Genomic DNA, 17917 nt, shown 5'->3' with positions numbered 1-17917 from the left:
CGTATTCTTCCGCAAGCGCTGCGTCCTGTCAGGGGGACTCCTCACCGGACGGCCCGCCGGTGCCCGCCCCGACCAGCGGGCCGGCCAGCGGGCCGACCACGAGGGCGGCGCGGGCGCTCCAGCGGCCGTCCTCGCTGCGGGCGATCCGTACCGGGTGGCCGAAGCAGGCGCTGACCAGCTCGGTGGTCAGGACGCCGGCCACGGCGCCCGCCGCCAGGCATTCGCCGCCGCGCAGCAGCATGGCGTGCGTGGTGGTGGCCGGCAGCTCCTCCAGGTGGTGGGTGACCAGGACGGTGGCCAGCGAGGGGTTGCCGGCGCGCAGCGCGTCGATGCTCGCCAGGAGCTGCTCGCGGGCGGCGAGGTCGAGACCGGTGGCCGGCTCGTCGAGCAGCAGGAGGCGGGGGCGCGGCATGAGCGCGCGGGCGATCAGGGCGCGCCCGCGCTCGCCCTGCGACAGGGTGTCCCAGGACGCCTCGGCGCGGCCGCTCACGCCGAGCAGCGCGAGCAGCCGGTCGGCCCGCCCGGCCTCCTCCGGGGAGGGCGCCCAGCGGGGGACGAGCGCGGCGGTGTTGGTCAGGCCGGTCAGGACGACCTCGCGGGCGCGCAGCGGCCCGTCCGGCGCGTGGCGCGGGTTGACGTGCCCGAGGTAGGTGCGCAGCTCGCGCAGGTCCACCCGGCCCAGGGTGCGGCCGAGCACCTGGACCACGCCGCGCGTGGGATGGTTGACCGCGCCGAGCAGGCCGAGCAGGGTGCTCTTGCCCGCGCCGTTGGCGCCGAGCAGCGCCCAGTGCTCGCCGGCGCGGACGGTCAGGGAGATCGAGCGCAGCAGGTGCCGCCCGTCCCGTACGAGGTCCACGCCCTCCACCCGCAGGACGGGCCCGTCGTCGGCGGGCCTGGACACGACGCCGCTCATCGGGCCGGCCCGCCGGGCACGTCCGGCCCCGGTCGCGGTGCGGTCGACTCGTTCACTGCGCTCCCTCCCACGAAGGCCGGAACCACGATAGCGCAAACCTCAGACATCTGATGAATTGGCGAGGTGTGCCGGTCGACGGTCAGCCGGGCAGGCGCAGCACGAGCATCGCGACGTCGTCGTCGTTGTCGGCGGGACGCACGCTCTTGAGCAGCAGGTCGCAGAAGGCGTCCAGGGGCCGGTGCGCCAGCGCGGCGGCGTAGCGGCGCAGCTTGGCCATCCCCTCGTCCAGGATGCGGCGGGGCGACTCCACCAGCCCGTCGGTGTAGAACAGCAGTGTGGAGCGGGGCGGCAGCCGCACGGTGGCGTCCGGCCGCCGCGCCGGCAGGCCGGTGCCCAGCAGCAGCCCGTGCCCGGCTTCCAGGAAGCGGCTCTGCCCGTCGCGCTCCACCAGCAGCGGCGGCAGGTGGCCGGCGTTGGTCCAGCGCAGCAGCCAGTGGCCGGACCCTGCGGACCCTGTGGGCTCCGTGGACCCTGTGAGCCCCGCGGACCCTGTGGGCTCCGCGGGCTCCAGCCGGGCGAAGAGCACGGTGGCCATCACCGGCTGGGCCATGCGCGACATGGCCTGGTCCAGCCGGTCCAGGATGACGTGGGGCGGCTCCTCCCGGTCGCCGGCGTAGGCGCGCAGCATGTTGCAGACCTGGGCCATGCCCGCCGCGGCGTCGAGGTCGTGGCCCACCACGTCGCCGATCACCAGGCCGGTGGCGCCGTCGGGCAGGGCGAAGGCGTCGTACCAGTCGCCGCCGACCTGCGAGGCGCGGGGCGCGGGCCGGTAGCAGGCGCTCATCCGCAGTCCGGGCACCGCGGGGAGCTGCGGCAGCAGGTGGCGCTGCATGGTCTCGGCGACCCGCCGCTGCCGCTCGTACAGGCGGGCGTTGTCGAGGGCCAGCCCCGCGCGGCGGGCGATGTCCTCGACCAGCAGCAGGTCGGCCGGGGTGAACGCGCCGGGCCTGGCGGCGCGCCCGATGGTCAGCGCCCCGACCACCTCGCGCACGCCGCGGACCGGCGCGATGCACGCCGAGTGCATGCCGGTCGCGTCGAACAGCTCCCGCTGGACCACCGCGATGCCGGAGTCGGGACGCCCCCGGTAGGTCTCGGGGCCCGCCAGCGTCGCGCTGACGCCGCGCAGCGCCCGCGACAGCGGCATCGACGACTCCTCCGGCACGGGCGGCATCGGCCCCTCCAGCTCCTCCCGGTGGGCCAGGACGCCGCCCTCGTGGTGCACCACGACCTGCCGCGTCACCCCGCCCCCCTCGGTGAGCAGGTCGATCACCACCCAGTCGGCCAGCAGCGGCACCACCAGCCGGACGAGCCTGCGCAGGATCTCCTCGACGTCGAGGGTGGCGGTGAGCGTGGTGGTGGTCTCCGCCAGCAGGGCCAGCCGGTCGAGCTCCGGTATCGACGCCTCGGCCTCGCGCCGCCGCCCGCCGGCTGGGGCGGCCGGATCGATCTCGTGGAAGAGCACCAGCGCGCCCCTCCGCTCCGGGCTGAGCGCGCAGGGCGCGATCGTCCAGGCCACCGCCAGCAGGGAGCCGTCGCCGCGCTCGAACCACCCGTGCTCGCCCTGCAGGGTGCGGCCCGTGAGGAAGGACTCCTTCATCAGGCACCGGATGCGCGGCAGCGGCTCCCCGCGGCTGCCGCGGTGCAGCAGGTCGTGGGCGTCGTGGCCGACCAGCTCGGCGGCCGGGCGGCCGAGCAGCAGCTCGGCCCCGGCGTTGACCTCGACGATGAGCCCCTGCTCGTCGACCACGTACACGCCGGCGTCGAGGAGCTGGGGCAGGCACCGGTCCGGCCCGCCCGTCACCCCCACGCCCAGCGGGCCCTCCCCGTCGCCGCGCTCCATGGCCGGTTCTCCCTCGTTCCTCCTCCGATTCTCCTCCGCTCCTACCCTGCGCGTCTTTACCATCACTCCCGCCGCGCCTGTGGATGTACATGCCTTTTGGTGCTGTCTGGGCTATGGTCACCGGTATGGCGGGACCGCAGCGCGTGCGACGCGGGTCCTTCGCGCGGCTCGGCGTGATGGGCCTGGTTCTGCTTTCCCTGGTGCTGGTGTTCTGCACGAACGCCGGCTCCGCCGCCGGCCGGTCTCCGGTCGCCGGCTCCCACTCCGGCTGGACCCCGGACGGCCTGGACGCCCGACTGTCGAGCCTGCCGCCGACCCAGAACCTCACCTCCCGCGAGCACCACCTGCCGTCCCCGTGGCCGCCGCAGCGCGCCGACCGGCACGCCGCCGCGGCGCCCCACCTGGCGCTGCTGCCCGGGACGCGCCTCGAACCGGTGGCCCTCCGCGACCCCCAGCAGCTGGGGCACTGCGCCGCGGGGTCGCGCGGCCCGCCGTCGGCCTGACCGGTCTCCGCTTCCTCTTTCCCCTTGGCCACCCGCGACGGCGGGACGTGGCCTTCCCTCATCGTCTTCCCGAGGAGCCGATCTTCGTCATGGCCGGCACCGGATCCCTTCATGACCTCATGCGGCACTACGACCAGCACCTGGCGCGGCTGGAGGACCTGCGCGCCCTGCTGCACGAGCAGCTCGCCGCCGCCACGCGCCTGCGTGACGCCCGGGCGGCACGGCGGCGGACGGCCGCCGTCGAGGAGGCCCTGGAACGCATGGACCGCGGGTGCTACGGCACCTGCCTGCGCTGTGGTGCGCTGATCCCGTTCGAGCAGCTGCGGCGGCGTCCGCAACGCCGCCGCTGCGACGGGTGCACCGAGACCGGCCAGGGCCGCCACGAGGCCGCCTGACCCGTCCGGGCGGCGCCGTGGCGGGTCGTCACGCCCGCCGCCCGGCCAGCGGGACGACCCGGCGGAACTTGCCGCCGGACGACCGCTGCGGCGGCTCCTCGCCGCGTTCGAGGGTGATCTCGCCGGCGGCGTGCTCGGCGAGCAGGCGGCCGAGCTCCTCCTGGACGCGCCGCCAGAGGCCGTCGTCGGCGGGGCGCAGGCGGACGCGCAGGGTGGCGGGCGCCGTCTGGACGATCTGGTACTGCTCGACGCCGGGCGTGCGGTCGAGCAGGGTGCCGAACAACATCGGCGACAGGCTCACCGGCTCGCCGTTCCCGCCGGGGAAGGTGAGCAGGTCGGCGGCGCGCCCTCGCACCCTGAGGGCGGGGAGCGGGTTGCCGCACGGGCAGGGGTCGGGCCGCAGCAGGACGCTGTCGCCGAGGTCGTAGCGGAGGATGGGCTGGATCCGGTTGGCGAGGTTGCTCACCAGCACCGTGTGCGACGGCTCGCCCGGCGGCACCGGCCGGTGGCGGTCGTCCACCGGCTCGACCACCGCCCAGTCGCTGTTGACGTGATACCAGCCGTGCGCGCAGGCGAAGCTGAGGAAGCCGCACTCGGAGGCGGCGTAGGCGGGGCGGACCTGGGCGCGGAAGGCCGTGGCGAGCCGTTCCAGCGCTTCCGGGGTCGCGGTCTCCCCGCCCGGGATGATCATCGCGGGACGGATCCGCAGGCGGCCCGCCTCCTGCTCGGCGGCCAGCAGCGTGAGCAGGCTGAGGAAGCCGGCGAGGCTCGCCGGGTCGTAGCGGTTGAGCTGGGCGACCAGGTCGGGCAACGGCTGGTTGACGGAGAGGACCCGCATCATCCAGGCCAGCCGCGGATGGTCCCGGCGGAACCGCTCGACCGTGGCCACGGTGGAGAAGTGCCCGCCGGGGGCGGTGACGATCGCGGTGCGACCGCCCCGGACCAGGACGCGCAGCAGGTCGCGGCCCCCCAGGCCGCTTCTGGCCCGCCCGCCGAGCGCGCCGGTCACGGCCAGCGTGCGCTCGTCCACCACGAACAGGCCGCGCAGGCCGCTGGTGCCGGAGGTCGTGACGACCAGATGGCGCCCGAGGAAGCGCTCGCCCACCCGGGCGGGGTCGGCCACGAACTCCTGGACGCGCTCCAGCGTCACCTCGCGGTCGGTGGCCCAGTCGTCGAAGCGGGACATCAGCCGCTCCTTGTCGGTGACCGGGAGCAGCGCCGGGTCCTCCACCCGGTCCGGCAGGCCCTGGTACAGCTCGCGGTACAAGGGCGAGTGCGCGCGGGCGTACGCCACGATCCCGGCCAGGCGGGCACGCTGCCGCCGGGCGATGCCCTCCGGGCCTTCCTTCACCGCGGCACGCGCGTCGCGGGCGAGCTCGCGCGAGCTCTCCTTCTCCATGACGGTACGGTCCTTCCTCCGCCGGGCGGGATCGCTCATCTGCCGTCGCCGTTCTCGATCGAGAGCAGCCCGTGCAGGGCGACGTCGAGGCCGTGCCTGGCGGCTTCCCACAGCTCGTCCTGCGAGCGACCGAGCCGGACGCTCGCCAGGCCCGCCTGCTGGACGGCGCCCAGCAGGGCACCCGTCATCGCCGCGGCGGTGATCGGGTCCAGCCGTCCTGGAAACGCCTTCAGCAGCTCGTCGGCGATGCGTTGTTGCAGGTCGAGCAGCATGTAAAGGCCCTTGGCCTGGAGCGCGGGGGTGCTGAGGACCACCCGGGCCACCGTGGACAGCTCCTCGGGCTCCCTGGCGGACACCCGAGGGCGGCGGTGGGCGGCGTACTCGCCGATCATGCGCGCCAGCACCTGGCCCGGGCTCTCCTCGGGCCGGCGCGCGGCGATGGCGCGCAGCAGGACGTCGAAGTCCCGTTCGGTGTCGACGAACAGCACCTCGTCCTTGCTGCGGAAGTAGTTGAAGAACGTTTTGGGGTCCACGTCGGCCGCGGCGGCGATCTGCGCCACCGTGGTCTCCTCGTAGCCCTGCTCCTCGATCAGCCGGAGCGCCGCCATGACGATGCGCTGCCGGGTCTCGCGCTTCTTCCGTTCGCGTCGCGATTCCTGCACGCCGCGAATGTACACCCGATAGAAACTTCCATCAACAGGAAGTTTCTATCGGGTGGTGTCCGGCGGGATCAGGAGGCCACCACCCGCGTCGGCCGGTGCACGGGCACGGTCCCCGAAGGGACGGGCGCCGAGGGGACGGGCGCGGGCGGCGCGGGCTGCTGCTCGGGGGCGGGAGCCGGCCGGGCCTCGGCGCGATGGCCCCGGCAGTAGCCGTTCGTGAGGATCAGCCGGCTGCGGGCCGGCGTGTAGGCGCTGCTGTGGGTGGCGAGGAGCACACCCTGGCAGAGCGGGCAGAGAAGGGGCTGGTCGGGGGTCATGGCAGCCTTTCGACCTTTCGACGGCGTCACGGACGAGCTTTCGAACCAGGGGCTTTTGCCCAGGACACGACCGGTCACACCCGGCACTCCCGCGCCCGTCGCCACCCCAGCACGTTCTGGAACGCGCCAAGTCGCAGTATGCCCCGCGCAAAGCCGGGCTCCGCGCGAGCGCGGGGCGGCGGCGGAGGATCGTCATCCCGCGCGTACGTTTCCTTACATCCGGCGGGCACAAACCCTCCCCGGACGCGCCCGTCGCCGCGTTCCCGGGCTCCGGCGCCACGGCGGCCGAGCGCCTGGCGCGTGTCCCGCGGGAGGACGACCTCCGGCCGGGCCCTCCGCCGCCGGCATCCCGGGGCCGCGTACCAGCCGCCGGTGGGATCGCGACCGGCCGGCCGGTCGTGGTCCGTTGTGCGATGATGCCGGCATGCCCGCCGCCGCCTCCGCCCGCCCGCCGTTGCGGGCGTGGCGCGCCGGGGTGTTCGCGGCGGTGGCGTTCTTCCTGGGCAACGCGGCGCACGTCGTCGCGGGCGGGTCGGTGCCCGTGGCGTCGGCGGTGGCGGCCCTCGCCGTCTGCTTCCTGCCCGCGTACCTGCTGGCCGGGCGCGAGCGTCCCCTGGCCGTGATCGTCGCCACGCTGGCGGGCACGCAGGCGGCGCTGCACCTGCTGTTCTCCGCCGCGGACGCCGTGGCGGAGGCGGCCGGGCACGCCCAGCACCCGCATCTCGGGCTGGTGCCCGACGCCGGCATGCTGGCCATGCACGGCTGGGCGGTCGCGCTCGGCGCGCTCTGGCTCTCGCACGGCGAGACCCTGCTGTGGTCGCTGCTGCGCCGCCTGGCCGTGCGGCTGCGCCCCGTCCTGCTGCCCCTCGCCGTTCCGGCCGGGTACGAGCCGGCCGCCGTGCCGTCCGAGCCGCCGGCGCTCCCGCACCCGGCGCCGCTGCGGCACCAGCCGTCCAGGCGCGGCCCGCCGCCGGCCGGACCCGCGCGCGCCGCCTGACGTCCCGTCGGCGGCCGTTCTCCGCGCGCACGCGGCGCCACGACCTGACACCCCTTCTCACCTCCGCAGAGGTTCACCGTGACTGCTCAACGGTCCTGGATCATCCGTTCCCTCGCCCTCGCGGCGCTCGTGCTGGCGGCCGTCGCCGGCGTCGGGCCCGCCGCCCTCGCCCACGCCGGGCTCAAGTCCAGCGATCCCAAGGACGGCTCCACCGTGAAGGAGCCTCCGGCGGGCATCGAGCTGGTCTTCACCGAGGACATCAACCCCAAGTACACCGCGGTCGTCGTCACCGGCCCCGGCGGCGCGAAGGCGGCCGACGGCGAGCCCCGGGTCAAGGGCGACACCGTGACGCAGGCCCTCAAGCCCGGCCTGCCCGACGGCCGCTACCGGATCGCCTTCCGGGTCATCTCGGCGGACGGCCACCCCGTCGCCAAGGAGCTGACCTTCACCCTCAAGGCCCCCGCTCCCGAGCCGACGACCACCGAGACCCCAGCCACCGAGACCCCGGCCGGGGCCACCCCGCCGCAGAGCGCGCCCCCGTCGCAGAGCGCGCCCCCGTCGCCGGCGGCACCGGCGTCCGCCACGGACGGCCCGGCCACCCCGGACGGCCCGGCCACCCCGGCCGCCGCGTCGGCGGACGGCACGGGCTCGGGCGGCGTGCCCGTCGCCCTGATCGTGGTCGGCGCGCTGGTCGTGGCGGGCGGCGTGGCCGTCGTCGTCGCCGGACGGCGCCGCTCCACCGGCCGGGACACCTCCGGCCAGGCGTGACAGCCGGGCGTGACAGCCGGGCGTGCCGGCCAGGCGTGACAGCCGGACACGACAGCCGGACACGACCGAGGCCCCGCCGTCCGGCTGGACGGCGGGGCCTCGGCTCAACGTGTGCGTACCGGTGTGCGTGTCGCCTCGCGGCGAAAGGCGCAACGCGGCTCCAGCCGAACGGTAGTCCGCGAAGGCAGAAGGTGAGGCCCGGGGACACTGGGCACACCGGCCACGATGGTTCCAACAGCCGGGGCCCGGCGATTGTTCCCCTCGGCGCGTTCGTGGCGTCGCCGCGCCGCTCACGGCTCGATGTGGGCCCTCATCGGCTGCCAGGGCGTGGCGTCGAACACCAGGATGATCGAGGTGATCCTGCCGTCGCGCAGGCGGAAGTGCTCGGCGGTGCGCTGCGTGCCGGCCGGGGTGGCGGTGTGCACGTCGTACACGAGCGTGGCCTCGTCCTCGCCGTACAGCTCGCTGATCAGCTCGACGCCGGTCACGATCGACACGAAGCCCGGCAGCGTGGCCAGGTGCCCCTCGCGGTCGCCGGAGCTGAGGAACGGGCTCTCGAAGTGGAAGGGCTCGCCCACGTACGCCGCGGCCGCGGGCACGTCGCCCCGGAAGCGGGCCTCGTGGTAACCGCGGACGGCCCGCCGGGTGCGGTCCTGGGCGGTGGTCGCGGTCACGGGCGGGCCTCGTTCCGGCTCAGGTGGTCGGCGAGGCGGCGCTGGTTGGCGGCCAGGCGCAGGCACAGGTCGCGCAGGACGTTCAGCTCCTCGGCGGTGAAGCCGTGGAACAGCGCGCGCATCGCCCGCCGCGACGGCTCGCGGAACGCCTCGATCCACGCCCGCCCGGCGGGGGTGATCTCGGCGAGGACCGAGCGCCTGTCGTCCGGGTCGGGGACGCGGCGGACGAGCCCGTCGCGTTCGAGCGTGTCCACCAGGCCGGTGACGTTGCGGGAGCTGACCCCGGCGGCGCGGGCGAGCCCGCCGATGCTGATGCGCTCGCCGGCGGTGCTGAGCCTGATCAGCACGTCGAGGGCGCCCGCGCTGACCCCCCGCCCCTCGGAGCCGTGGGCGCGCATGCGCTCGACGGCGTGGTAGGCGGTGCGGACGGCGGCGCCGGCCTCGAAGGCGGGCAGGTCGTCGCCACCTCCGGCGAGCCGGGTCATGGCCGCTCTGGTGCGGGGGTCGTAGTGGAAGCCGTCGGGGTCACGCTCGTAGTTATGTACATCCTTCATAGTAAGAACGGAGATTAGTACGTCCTTCCTGATTACGCCAGCCCGGCCGGGTCGGCCGCGTCCGCCGTCGCCGTCGCCGGGCGCTGCCGCCGCAGCACGACCAGCGCGATGAGGGCGGCGACGACCAGCAGCGCGGCGCCGAGGTTCAGGCCGAGCGCGTACCCGTCGCTGAGCGCCTGGGGGGTGGCGGCCCCGCCGGCGCGCTCCTGGGCGGCGGTGCCGAGGGCGGCCAGCCCGAGCGAGGCGCCGAGCTGGCGCGAGCTGTTGAGCAGGCCCGACGCGGTGCCGCTCTCGTGCGGGGCGACGCCGGCGGTGGCGGTGGAGACCACCGGCCCGAGGCACAGCCCGAAGCCGACGCTGGCCACGACGGACGGCCCGAGCACGTCGGCGAGGAAGGTGCCGTCCGGGCTGATCAGACCGAACCAGGCGAACCCGGCCGCGGTCAGCAGCCCGCCCGCGACCAGGAGCGTCCGCGGCGCGAGCCGGTAGCCGAGCTTGACGGCGAGCACGGAGCCGGCGACCACGCCCAGGGCGAACGGCAGGAACTCCAGCCCGGCCAGCGCGGGCCCGATCCCGAGCACGCGTTGCAGGTAGAGGGAGACGAAGTAGAAGGCCGCGGCCATGGCGGCGCCGACCAGCAGGTTGTAGGCGTTCGCGCCGGCGACCGAGCGGTTGGCGAACAGGCCGAGCCGGATCAGCGGCTCGCGGGCGGTGGTCCGCTCGACGTGCAGGAACGCGGCCAGCAGCGCGACGGCGACGGCCAGGCTCGCCACGGTGACCGGCGAGGCCCATCCGTACCGGTCGGTGCGGACGACGCCGAACACCAGCAGCGTCATGCCCGCGGTGGCCAGGACCGCGCCGAGCACGTCGGGACGGCCGGCGCGGGCCGGGGGCGGGCCGGCCGCGACCCGCCAGACCAGCGCCAGGGCGCAGGCGGCCATCGGCACGTTGACGAACATCACCCAGCGCCAGCCGGCGTACTCGGTGAGCACGCCGCCGATCAGGACGCCGAGGGCGCCGCCGGCGGCGTTCATCGCGCTCCACACGCCGAAGGCCCGGACGCGGGCGCGCCCGGCGGGGAACGTCGCGGTGAGCAGCGCCAGCGCGGCCGGTGCCAGCGCGGCGGCCCCGACGCCCTGCGCGGCGCGGGCGGCCACCAGGTGGCCGGGCTCCTGGGCGAGGCCGCCGAGCAGCGAGGCCAGGCCGAACAGGCCGAGCCCGAGCAGCAGGACCCGCCTGCGGCCGTACCGGTCGGCGGCCTTGCCGCCCAGCAGGAGCAGCCCGCCGAAGGCGAGCGCGTAGGCGTGGATCACCCAGGTCAGGCCGACCGCGCCGAAGCCGAGGCCGGCGGCGATCCGCGGCAGCCCGACGTTCACGACCGACAGGTCCAGCGACACCATGAACTGCACGACGGCCACGGCGGCGAGGGTGACCCCCGGCCGGGAGCCGGCCGATCTCGCGTTGATCGGTACGACTCGTCCTTCTTCCGTGGCGGGCGACGAATTTCGGAACATGTTCCGAAAGTAACGCGGTGACGCCCGGCGCACAAGTCCGCGCGACGGGTCCGGTTCGCGGAGCGGGCGGCGGGACAGCATGATGGGACGGTGCCTGCACCCGACTCACCGCGCGGCCGCACCGGCCGCCCGCCCTCGACCTCCCGCGCGCGGATCCTGGCGGCGGCGCGCCGGATCATCGACCGCGACGGCTGGGAGAAGCTGACGGTCCGCCGGCTGGCCGCCGAGCTGGGCATCGGGACGACGACCCTCTACCACCACGTCCGCGACAGGGAGGACCTGCTGATCCAGCTCCTCAACGAGCACGCCGACCGGACGCTGCGCCCCGAGCTGCCCGGCGAGCCGCGCGAGCGCATCATCGCGGCGGCCACGGCGATCCACGACTCGCTGGCGGCCTGGCCGTGGGCGGCCGAGGTACTGACGACCGACGGCTTCCTCGGCCGGCTCGGCGGATCGGCCCTGCGCATGGTCGAAGCCGTGGTGGGCGGGGCGATCGAGCACGGGTGCACGCCGGAGCAGGCGGTCGGGGTCTTCCGCGACATCTGGTACTACACGGTGGGCGAGATCCTGGTCCGCGCCCACTCCGCGCACCGGCGGGCCGTGGACGGCCGTCCCGGCGGGCGCGACGCCTTCTTCGACGTCCCCGACGTGTCACACCTGCCGCACCTGGCCGCCCTCGGCGACCGGTGGCCGGCGCTGGCCGCTCGCGACACCTACCCGCGGGCGCTCGCCGCCCTCGTGGACGGCCTCCTCGCCCAGGCCGCACCGGCACCTTTCCCGCCGGCGTCCTGATCCTCGTCCTCGCTGACGAGGGATTACTCCTCAGATAGTCGAACAGTCAGATTTCGATGACATTTCCCGTCAAAGGGCAATTTCGCGTTCAATACGCTTGAGCCCAAACCGGGCGAGCGCCAGATTGGCGCGTTCCCGGCTCAGCACCAGATACAGGAAGAGCTGCGCGCCCGGGGTCGCCAGCAGCCGGATGATGTGGTACTGGTCCTTCAAGGTGATGAGGATGTCCTCGATCTCGTCGTCGAGCTGGAGCGAGGCCAGGGTGCGCAGCTTGGCGCGTACGACCTCGGTGTTGCCCGCCGCCGCCACCTCCAGATCGAGCTCGCGCCCGCCCCCCACGGCACCCAGGGCCATGCCGCTGCCGTAATCGACGAGAGCCGCTCCCAACGCGCCTTCGATGGACATTGCGGTTTTAAGCGCGGCTTCGATGTTCATGTGACTCTTTCCACCTTTTGAGGTTGCAGAGCCATAAAGTACCGTGGTGACCTCGGTTAGTGAAGGGCCGAAAGCGGACGGCGGAGAGGTCGGGAACGTGAGCCTCCTAGGCTCGTTACCGCGCAGCGGCGCGGCGCCGGGCGGCACCGCCCGCCTGCGGGTCGAGGGCAGCCCCGGCGGCGTGGTCTACCTGCGGGACGGCCTGGTCGTCGCCGCCACCACCCCGGCCTCGCCGGGGCCCGAGTCGCTGCTGCTGAGGTCGGGCCGGGTGAGCGAGGACGCCTGGAACGCTGCATACGGCGCGGGCGCGCCCACCGGCCGGGTGGGCGCCGAGCTGGTCGCGCGGGCCGCCGTGGGCAGCGCCGGGCTGGAGGCCGTCTGCCTGCTGGCCATCTCCGACGCGGTGTTCGCCCTGGCCCTGTCCGGCGGCTCCGCCGGGCCGCCGGAGCCGCTCGGCCCCGGCGAGCTGCTGCCCCACCTGCTCCTGGAGCCCGGCGTTCCGCCCGAGCGGCTGCGCGGGGAGACCGAGCGGCGCCTCCGGATCGCCGCGGGCTGGCAGGAGGCCGGGATCACCGCCCGGTGCCGGCCGGTGGCGGTGCGGCCGGCGGTGGAGTCGCCGATCAGGGCCGACGCGCTGCGCCAGTCGGTGCTCGCCAGGGCCAACGGCCGCCGCACGCCCCGCGACATCGCCTTCCTCCTCGGCCAGGGCCTGTTCGTCGTCATGCAGGAGCTCGACCACCTGGCCCGGCGGGGGCTGGTCGAGGTGGACCCGGCCACCGCCCCGCCGCGCGACGACGCGCCCACCCTGGACGAGGGCGTGCCGCGCCTCCCGCTGCTCCCCCGCCACGGCGCGCCCGCCGCCGACCGGCCGCACGACCCCGAAGCCCACCCGCAAGAGCACCAGAGAGAGTCGTGAACATGGCACACAACCCCATCCTCACGGAGCTGCGCGCCCTCCGCGAGCAGGTGACGGGGGTGATGGAGAGCGCCGTCGCCACGGTGGACGGGCTGCTGGTGACGGCCGACACCGACGGCGGGCGGCCCGAGGTGGTCGCGGCGCTGGCCGCCGCCACCCTGGGCCTCGGCAAGCGCACCGGCACGGAGGTGGGCATGGGCGACCTGCGCGAGGTGGTGATCCGCTGCCGCGGCGGGTACATCGTGGTCTACGCGGTGGGCCGCATGGGCCTGCTGGCCGTCCTGGCCGACGAGGGGCTGGACGTGGCACGCCTGCACGTCGAGTCCCGACCCACCGTGGAACGCCTGGACAAGCTGCTCACCCAGGGCAGCGCCAACTGACGGGCCGACCGACGGGCCGCCCGACGGGCTGACCGACGGGCCGGCCGACCCGGGCCGGCCGACCGGCCGGTCCGCCCGCCGGCCGGTCCGCCCGCCGGGCGGGTCATCCGCCGGGCGGGTCATCCGCACGCCGCCTCGACCAGCAGCGCTACCGTGACCGCTCCCGGGTCCAGCACGCCGCGGGCGACCTCGCCCACGTAGCTCGCCCGGCCCCGCCTGGCGACCAGCTCCGCGGTGGACTCGGCGCCGGACCGCGCGGCGGCGGCCGCCGCGGCCAGGGCCTCGCGCAGGTCGCCGGAGGCCGCCGCGAGCGCCTCGCCGGCGGGGACCAGGGCGTCCACCATCGTCTTGTCGCCCGGCCGCGCGCCGCCGAGCCGCTGCACGGTCGCGGTCGCGTCGGCGAAGCCCCGGGCCAGCTCGGCCACGCCGACCGTCCCGGCGCGGGTGGCCTTGGCCAGGTGCCGGAACCACATGCCGAACAGCGGGCCGGACGTGCCGCCCGTGTTGAGGAACGCGGCCGAGACCACGTCGAACACGTCGCCGGGCGTGGCGGTCTCGGCGGCGTCGAGCGCGGCGCGGGCGCGGCCGAGGGCGAAGCGCACGTTCGCGCCGAAGTCGCCGTCCCCCGACCGGCGGTCCAGGTCGGTGAGGGCCTGCTGCTCGCGGTCGAAGGCGGCGAAGAACCGCTCCATCCACGCGCGCGCGTCCGATGCGTTCATGCGGGGCCTTTCACCAGGTCAGGGCGGGCGTGCGGACGGGAGCGTCCCAGAGGGCGAGGCGGGTGTCGTCGGCGCGCACCAGCGTGATCGACAGGCCGGCCATGTCGAGCGAGGTGACGTACGGGCCCACCAGGCCGCGCGCCACCTCGACGCCGCGCCCGCCGAGCAGCCGGTGCACGGCGCGGTTGACCAAGGCCAGTTCGAGGCCGTGCGTGGCGCCGAGGGAGTTGACGACGGTGAGCACCCGGTCGCCGCGCCGCAGCCCGAGCGCGGCGACCAGCCGGTCGAGCAGGTCAGCGGTCAGTTCGTCGGCGCTCGCGAACGGCCGCCGGCCCACGCCCCGCTCGCCGTGGATGCCCACCCCCAGCTCCACCTCGTCGTCGGCCAGCTCCCAGGCGGGGGCGTGCTCGCCGGGGTGCGCGCCGGCGGCCAGGGCCAGGCCCATGCTGCGGGCGTCCCGTACCAGGTCGCGGCCGAACCGGGCGAGCTCCGGCAGGCCGGCCCCCTGCTCGGCGAGGGCGCCGCACAACTTCTCGACCACCACGACCGCGGCGGTGCCGCGCCGGCCCGGCCCCTCGTCGCCGGGGCGTTCCGAGGCGAGGTCGTCGTCCACGAGGACCTGCTCGACGGCGATGCCCTCGTCCCCGGCGAGCTCGGCGGCGATGCGGAAGTTCAGCACGTCGCCGGTGTAGTTCTTGACGATCTGCAGGACGCCGCGGCCGGCGTCCACGGCGGTCGTGGCGGCGGCCACCTGCCACGCCGTGGGGCTGGCGAACACCGCGCCGGGGACGGCCGCGTCGAGCATGCCGGCGCCGACGAAGCCGGTGTGCAGCGGCTCGTGCCCGGACCCGCCCCCGGAAACGAGGGCGACCTTGCCGGTGGCGGGCTCCGCGCGGGTCACGTACGCGGGATCGGGGTGCAGGCTGAGCAGCCCCGGATGCGCCAGGACCAGCCCTTCGAGCGCTTCCGGGACCACCCGTTCCGGATCGTTGACGAACTGTCGTCGGCTCACCGGCACACTGTACGTTTCGCCTGCTCCGGGACGGTGGGCCGCGGTTGTCGAGTCGCCCATGAACGACCCCGGCGACGGCAAAGGCCGCGGCGGCCCGCCCCGGTCACCGCCCGCGCGCCCTCGTGCTCAGCGCTTCAGCGTGCCCCGGTAGCCGACCGGCCCCTCGCCCTTGAACTGGGCCGATCCCGCGAACCTGTTGCCGTCCTCGAAGAAGGTCACCGAGCCGTTGCCCTGGACCGACGCCCAGGAGATCTGCGTGCCGGTGCTGGGCACGCCGTTCTGCGGCATCACGCCGTCGCGGTTCTGGATGACGATGATCAGGTCCGCGTCGTCGTGCCACTCGGCGTTGGGGCCGCCCCACTGGATCTGCGTCTTGTACGTTGCCATGTGCGATTCCTCCTGCGACGTCGTCGTCGGATGGTCCGGTTCTCGCGTGCACACGCACCTGCCGGGCGAGCCGGGGGCGTGCTGGCCCCCTCACTATCCGTCACGGCCCGGAGCCGGTCAATCGGGCGATGGAGCCAGCTCGCTTACCGGATGACACTAAACGGGCCCAACCCGCCGCCGTCCACGCCCGGAGGGCTCCGCGCCCGCGGCGTATGGCCGTATGCGGACACATTGCGCCGCGTCCCAAACGAGCGCCGGGCCGTGCCGCCCGGCCAGGACGGTCAGGACGTGCCGAAGGCCCAGTCGGCGCCGAAGGTGCCCTCCAGGCGGTGGCGGGAGCCGGGGTGCAGCAGGCGGGCCGCGCTCACCAGGACCTCGTGGGACCAGGTGCGGCGGCGGACCAGCAGGCAGGGCTCGTGGCGGCCGATGCGCAGCAGCCGGCGCTCGGCGGCGTCGGCCAGCACCGCCTCGACGATGTGCTCGCCCCGGGTGAGCGGGGCCACCTCGTTGAGGTAGGCGTGCGGGGTCTGCAGGGTGAAGTCGCGCTCCAGGTAGTGGGGCGCGGCGGCGGGGTTGACCAGGCGGTCCTCGAGCTGGATCGGGGTGTCGTCCTCGAAGTGCACGATGAGGGAGCGGAACAGGGTCGGCCCGGCCGCCGCGCGCAGCTCGGGGTCGGCCGCGTCGGAGGGCTCCTCGCGCACGTGGACGACCTCGGTGCGGTGCCGGCGCCCGTGCCGCCGCACGTCGTCGGCGATGTTCCTGACCTGGAGCAGGGCCGAGGCCGCCTTGGGGGCGGCGACGAACGTGCCCACCCCGGCCCGCCGCTCGATCAGCCCCTCGTGGGTCAGCTCGCGCAGCGCCCGGTTGATGGTCATGCGGGACAGGCCGAGCGCGCTGACGAGCTGGTGCTCCGACGGGAGCTGCTGGCCGTGCGCCCACCGGCCGGACCGCACGCCGTCCGCGATGAGGTTCTTGATCCGCTCGTAGGCCGGCGCGGAGGCGGGACCGACGTGCTGGAACTGGGCGGCGAGCTCGGACTCGACCGCCGTGACGGGCATCATGGCCTGGCGATCCTCCAGGTCGGGGGAACGGCGGTGCGGAGGATGGTCTCCGGCCGGTGGCCCCGAATTTTATCTTCCTTCGCAGGGTAGCGAGCTGTATATACAGGAATGTACATTTCCTGCATCCCCTGAGAACACCCCCAGGGCGCACGATGCGCGAGAGGCGGACCGCCATGAATCACGACCAACCCCCGGGCGCGGGTCCTGCCGTGGAGCGCCGGACGATCGACGTGATCCCCGACGCCGAGCGGCACGGCACGCCGCGCAGCCAGTTCACCCTCTGGTTCGGCGCCAACATGCAGATCACCGCGATCGTGGACGGCGCGCTGGCCGTCGTCTTCGGCGCCGACGCCCTCTGGGCCATCGTCGCCCTGCTCATCGGCAACGTCCTGGGCGGCGTCGTGATGGCGCTGCACTCCGCCCAGGGCCCGCGGCTCGGCCTGCCGCAGATGATCTCCAGCCGGGCGCAGTTCGGCGTGCTGGGCGCGGTCGTGCCGCTCGTGCTGGTCGTGCTGATGTACCTGGGCTTCGCCGCGACCGGCAGCGTGCTGGCCGGGCAGGCGCTCGGCCGCGTCCTGCACGTGCCCGCCACCGCCGGCATCCTGCTGTTCGGCCTGCTGACCGTGGTGGTCGCGGTGACCGGCTACCGGCTCATCCACACGGTGGGCCGGATCGCGACCGTCGTCGGCGTCTGCGGCCTCGGCTACCTGCTGATCGCCGTGTTCACCACGTACGACGTGGGCGCGGTCCTCGGCGCCAAGCCGTTCGAGGCGCCGACGTTCCTGCTGGCGGTGGGGCTCGGCGCGGCCTGGCAGCTCACCTTCGGCCCGTACGTCGCCGACTACTCGCGCTACCTGCCCCGCGACACCAGCGAGCGCGCCACGTTCTGGAGCACGTTCGCCGGCAGCGTGATCGGCTCGCAGTGGGCGATGACGCTGGGCGCGCTGATCGCGGCCGTCTCCGGCAGCGCGTTCGTCGGCGACCAGGTCGGCTTCGTCGGCGAGCTGGCCGGGCCCGCGGCCGTCGCCCTGCTCATCTACCTGGTGATCGTCGTCGGCAAGCTGACCGTCAACACGCTCAACGCCTACGGCGGCTTCATGTGCCTGCTGACGACCGTGACGGCCTTCGACGGCCGCTCGCGCGTCTCGCCGGTGGCCCGCGCGCTCTACATCGTCGGCTTCACCGCCGTGTCGGTCGCGGTGGCGCTGTTCGCCAGCGCCGACTTCCTGGACAACTTCAAGAACTTCGTGCTGGTGCTGCTCATGGTGTTCACGCCGTGGAGCGCCGTCAACCTCACCGACTACTACCTGATCTCCAAGGAGCGGGTGGACATCCCGGCCCTGTACGACCCGGCCGGCCGCTACGGCCGCTGGAACGTCCCGGCGCTGGCCAGCTACGCCTTCGGCGTGGTGGTCCAGATCCCGTTCCTGGCCCAGAAGCTCTACACCGGGCCGGTCACCGAGCTGCTGGGCGGCGCGGACATCTCCTGGATCGTCGGCCTGCTGGCGACCGCCGCGCTTTACTACCCCTGGGCCAGGCGCACCGCGAACCCGCCCGCCGAGATGATCTACCCCGCCTCGGCCGAGCTCCCGTCCACCCGCTGAACCGGAAGGAAACAC

At 74.7% G+C, this 17917-nt stretch carries 21 protein-coding genes; 8 read left to right on the top strand and 13 right to left on the bottom strand.

Going from position 1 to position 17917, the window contains the following annotated elements:
• Positions 1-28 precede the first annotated feature (28 nt).
• Together AB0H75_RS18545 and AB0H75_RS18540 are read right to left on the bottom strand one after the other, a co-directional pair.
• Entirely contained in the window at positions 29-901 is an 873-nt protein-coding gene (locus AB0H75_RS18545) for an ABC transporter ATP-binding protein (RefSeq protein ID WP_367797566.1), read from the bottom strand.
• Positions 902-1052: 151 nt separating this feature from the next.
• A complete protein-coding gene (locus AB0H75_RS18540) occupies positions 1053-2813 on the bottom strand; it encodes a SpoIIE family protein phosphatase (protein ID WP_367797564.1) in 1761 nt (586 codons plus the stop codon).
• A 125-nt stretch (positions 2814-2938) separates the two neighbouring features.
• Between AB0H75_RS18540 and AB0H75_RS18535 the strand changes: the two genes are divergently transcribed.
• Positions 2939-3316, top strand: a complete 378-nt coding sequence (locus AB0H75_RS18535) for a hypothetical protein (RefSeq protein ID WP_367797562.1) — start codon at positions 2939-2941, stop codon at positions 3314-3316.
• A gap of 89 nt (positions 3317-3405) precedes the next feature.
• Positions 3406-3711: a hypothetical protein gene (locus tag AB0H75_RS18530; RefSeq protein WP_367797560.1), complete on the top strand. Its 306-nt coding sequence runs from the start codon at positions 3406-3408 to the stop codon at positions 3709-3711.
• Between the two features lie 28 nt (positions 3712-3739).
• On the opposite strand, the gene AB0H75_RS18525 is transcribed toward AB0H75_RS18530, so the two are convergent.
• The 3 genes from AB0H75_RS18525 to AB0H75_RS18515 form a co-directional block, all read right to left on the bottom strand.
• Positions 3740-5110: a hypothetical protein gene (locus AB0H75_RS18525; protein ID WP_367797558.1), complete on the bottom strand. Its 1371-nt coding sequence runs from the start codon at positions 5108-5110 to the stop codon at positions 3740-3742.
• Positions 5111-5145: 35 nt separating this feature from the next.
• The gene (locus tag AB0H75_RS18520; RefSeq protein WP_367797556.1) at positions 5146-5772 is read right to left on the bottom strand and encodes a TetR/AcrR family transcriptional regulator; all 627 of its coding nucleotides are present in this window, start codon (positions 5770-5772) and stop codon (positions 5146-5148) included.
• 68 nt (positions 5773-5840) lie between these two features.
• A complete protein-coding gene (locus AB0H75_RS18515; protein ID WP_367797554.1) occupies positions 5841-6089 on the bottom strand; it encodes a hypothetical protein in 249 nt (82 codons plus the stop codon).
• Between the two features lie 424 nt (positions 6090-6513).
• Here AB0H75_RS18515 and AB0H75_RS18510 point away from each other — a divergent pair, with 424 nt between their 5' ends.
• Positions 6514-7086, top strand: a complete 573-nt coding sequence (locus tag AB0H75_RS18510; RefSeq protein WP_367797552.1) for a hypothetical protein — start codon at positions 6514-6516, stop codon at positions 7084-7086.
• Between the two features lie 78 nt (positions 7087-7164).
• Positions 7165-7854 (top strand): copper resistance protein CopC, encoded by a 690-nt coding sequence (locus tag AB0H75_RS18505; protein ID WP_367797550.1) that lies wholly within the window; start codon positions 7165-7167, stop codon positions 7852-7854.
• 290 nt (positions 7855-8144) lie between these two features.
• Here AB0H75_RS18505 and AB0H75_RS18500 read toward each other — a convergent pair whose 3' ends face one another.
• Genes AB0H75_RS18500 through AB0H75_RS18490 form a run of 3 tightly spaced genes read right to left on the bottom strand, consistent with a single transcriptional unit; the run spans position 8145 to position 10596 of the window.
• Positions 8145-8528 (bottom strand): hypothetical protein, encoded by a 384-nt coding sequence (locus tag AB0H75_RS18500; RefSeq protein WP_367797548.1) that lies wholly within the window; start codon positions 8526-8528, stop codon positions 8145-8147.
• Positions 8525-9082: a MarR family winged helix-turn-helix transcriptional regulator gene (locus tag AB0H75_RS18495; protein WP_367797546.1), complete on the bottom strand. Its 558-nt coding sequence runs from the start codon at positions 9080-9082 to the stop codon at positions 8525-8527. Before AB0H75_RS18495 ends, AB0H75_RS18500 begins: the two co-directional genes overlap by 4 nt.
• A gap of 32 nt (positions 9083-9114) precedes the next feature.
• Entirely contained in the window at positions 9115-10596 is a 1482-nt protein-coding gene (locus AB0H75_RS18490) for an MFS transporter (RefSeq protein ID WP_367797544.1), read from the bottom strand.
• Between the two features lie 90 nt (positions 10597-10686).
• Between AB0H75_RS18490 and AB0H75_RS18485 the strand changes: the two genes are divergently transcribed.
• A complete protein-coding gene (locus tag AB0H75_RS18485) occupies positions 10687-11388 on the top strand; it encodes a TetR/AcrR family transcriptional regulator (protein ID WP_367797542.1) in 702 nt (233 codons plus the stop codon).
• A gap of 69 nt (positions 11389-11457) precedes the next feature.
• Here the strand turns inward: AB0H75_RS18485 and AB0H75_RS18480 are convergent, their stop codons facing one another.
• A complete protein-coding gene (locus AB0H75_RS18480; protein ID WP_367797540.1) occupies positions 11458-11823 on the bottom strand; it encodes a hypothetical protein in 366 nt (121 codons plus the stop codon).
• A gap of 97 nt (positions 11824-11920) precedes the next feature.
• Between AB0H75_RS18480 and AB0H75_RS18475 the strand changes: the two genes are divergently transcribed.
• Positions 11921-12739: a hypothetical protein gene (locus tag AB0H75_RS18475; RefSeq protein ID WP_367797538.1), complete on the top strand. Its 819-nt coding sequence runs from the start codon at positions 11921-11923 to the stop codon at positions 12737-12739.
• 2 nt (positions 12740-12741) lie between these two features.
• A complete protein-coding gene (locus tag AB0H75_RS18470; RefSeq protein ID WP_367797536.1) occupies positions 12742-13119 on the top strand; it encodes a roadblock/LC7 domain-containing protein in 378 nt (125 codons plus the stop codon).
• Between the two features lie 119 nt (positions 13120-13238).
• On the opposite strand, the gene dhaL is transcribed toward AB0H75_RS18470, so the two are convergent.
• The 4 genes from dhaL to hutC form a co-directional block, all read right to left on the bottom strand.
• Positions 13239-13838 (bottom strand): dihydroxyacetone kinase subunit DhaL, encoded by a 600-nt coding sequence (dhaL, locus tag AB0H75_RS18465; RefSeq protein ID WP_367797534.1) that lies wholly within the window; start codon positions 13836-13838, stop codon positions 13239-13241.
• Between the two features lie 10 nt (positions 13839-13848).
• Complete coding sequence (locus tag AB0H75_RS18460; RefSeq protein WP_367797532.1) at positions 13849-14850, bottom strand: dihydroxyacetone kinase subunit DhaK; 1002 nt, start codon at positions 14848-14850, stop codon at positions 13849-13851.
• A gap of 126 nt (positions 14851-14976) precedes the next feature.
• Positions 14977-15237: a hypothetical protein gene (locus AB0H75_RS18455; protein WP_367797530.1), complete on the bottom strand. Its 261-nt coding sequence runs from the start codon at positions 15235-15237 to the stop codon at positions 14977-14979.
• 281 nt (positions 15238-15518) lie between these two features.
• Positions 15519-16298: a histidine utilization repressor gene (gene hutC, locus AB0H75_RS18450; protein WP_367797528.1), complete on the bottom strand. Its 780-nt coding sequence runs from the start codon at positions 16296-16298 to the stop codon at positions 15519-15521.
• Positions 16299-16471: 173 nt separating this feature from the next.
• Between hutC and AB0H75_RS18445 the strand changes: the two genes are divergently transcribed.
• A complete protein-coding gene (locus tag AB0H75_RS18445) occupies positions 16472-17902 on the top strand; it encodes a cytosine permease (protein ID WP_367797526.1) in 1431 nt (476 codons plus the stop codon).
• Positions 17903-17917 lie beyond the last annotated feature (15 nt).

Origin of the sequence: Nonomuraea sp. NPDC050783 (genome assembly GCF_040802095.1) — a bacterium.
Lineage (GTDB): Bacteria > Actinomycetota > Actinomycetes > Streptosporangiales > Streptosporangiaceae > Nonomuraea.
This window is presented reverse-complemented; position numbering and strand designations above follow the sequence as displayed.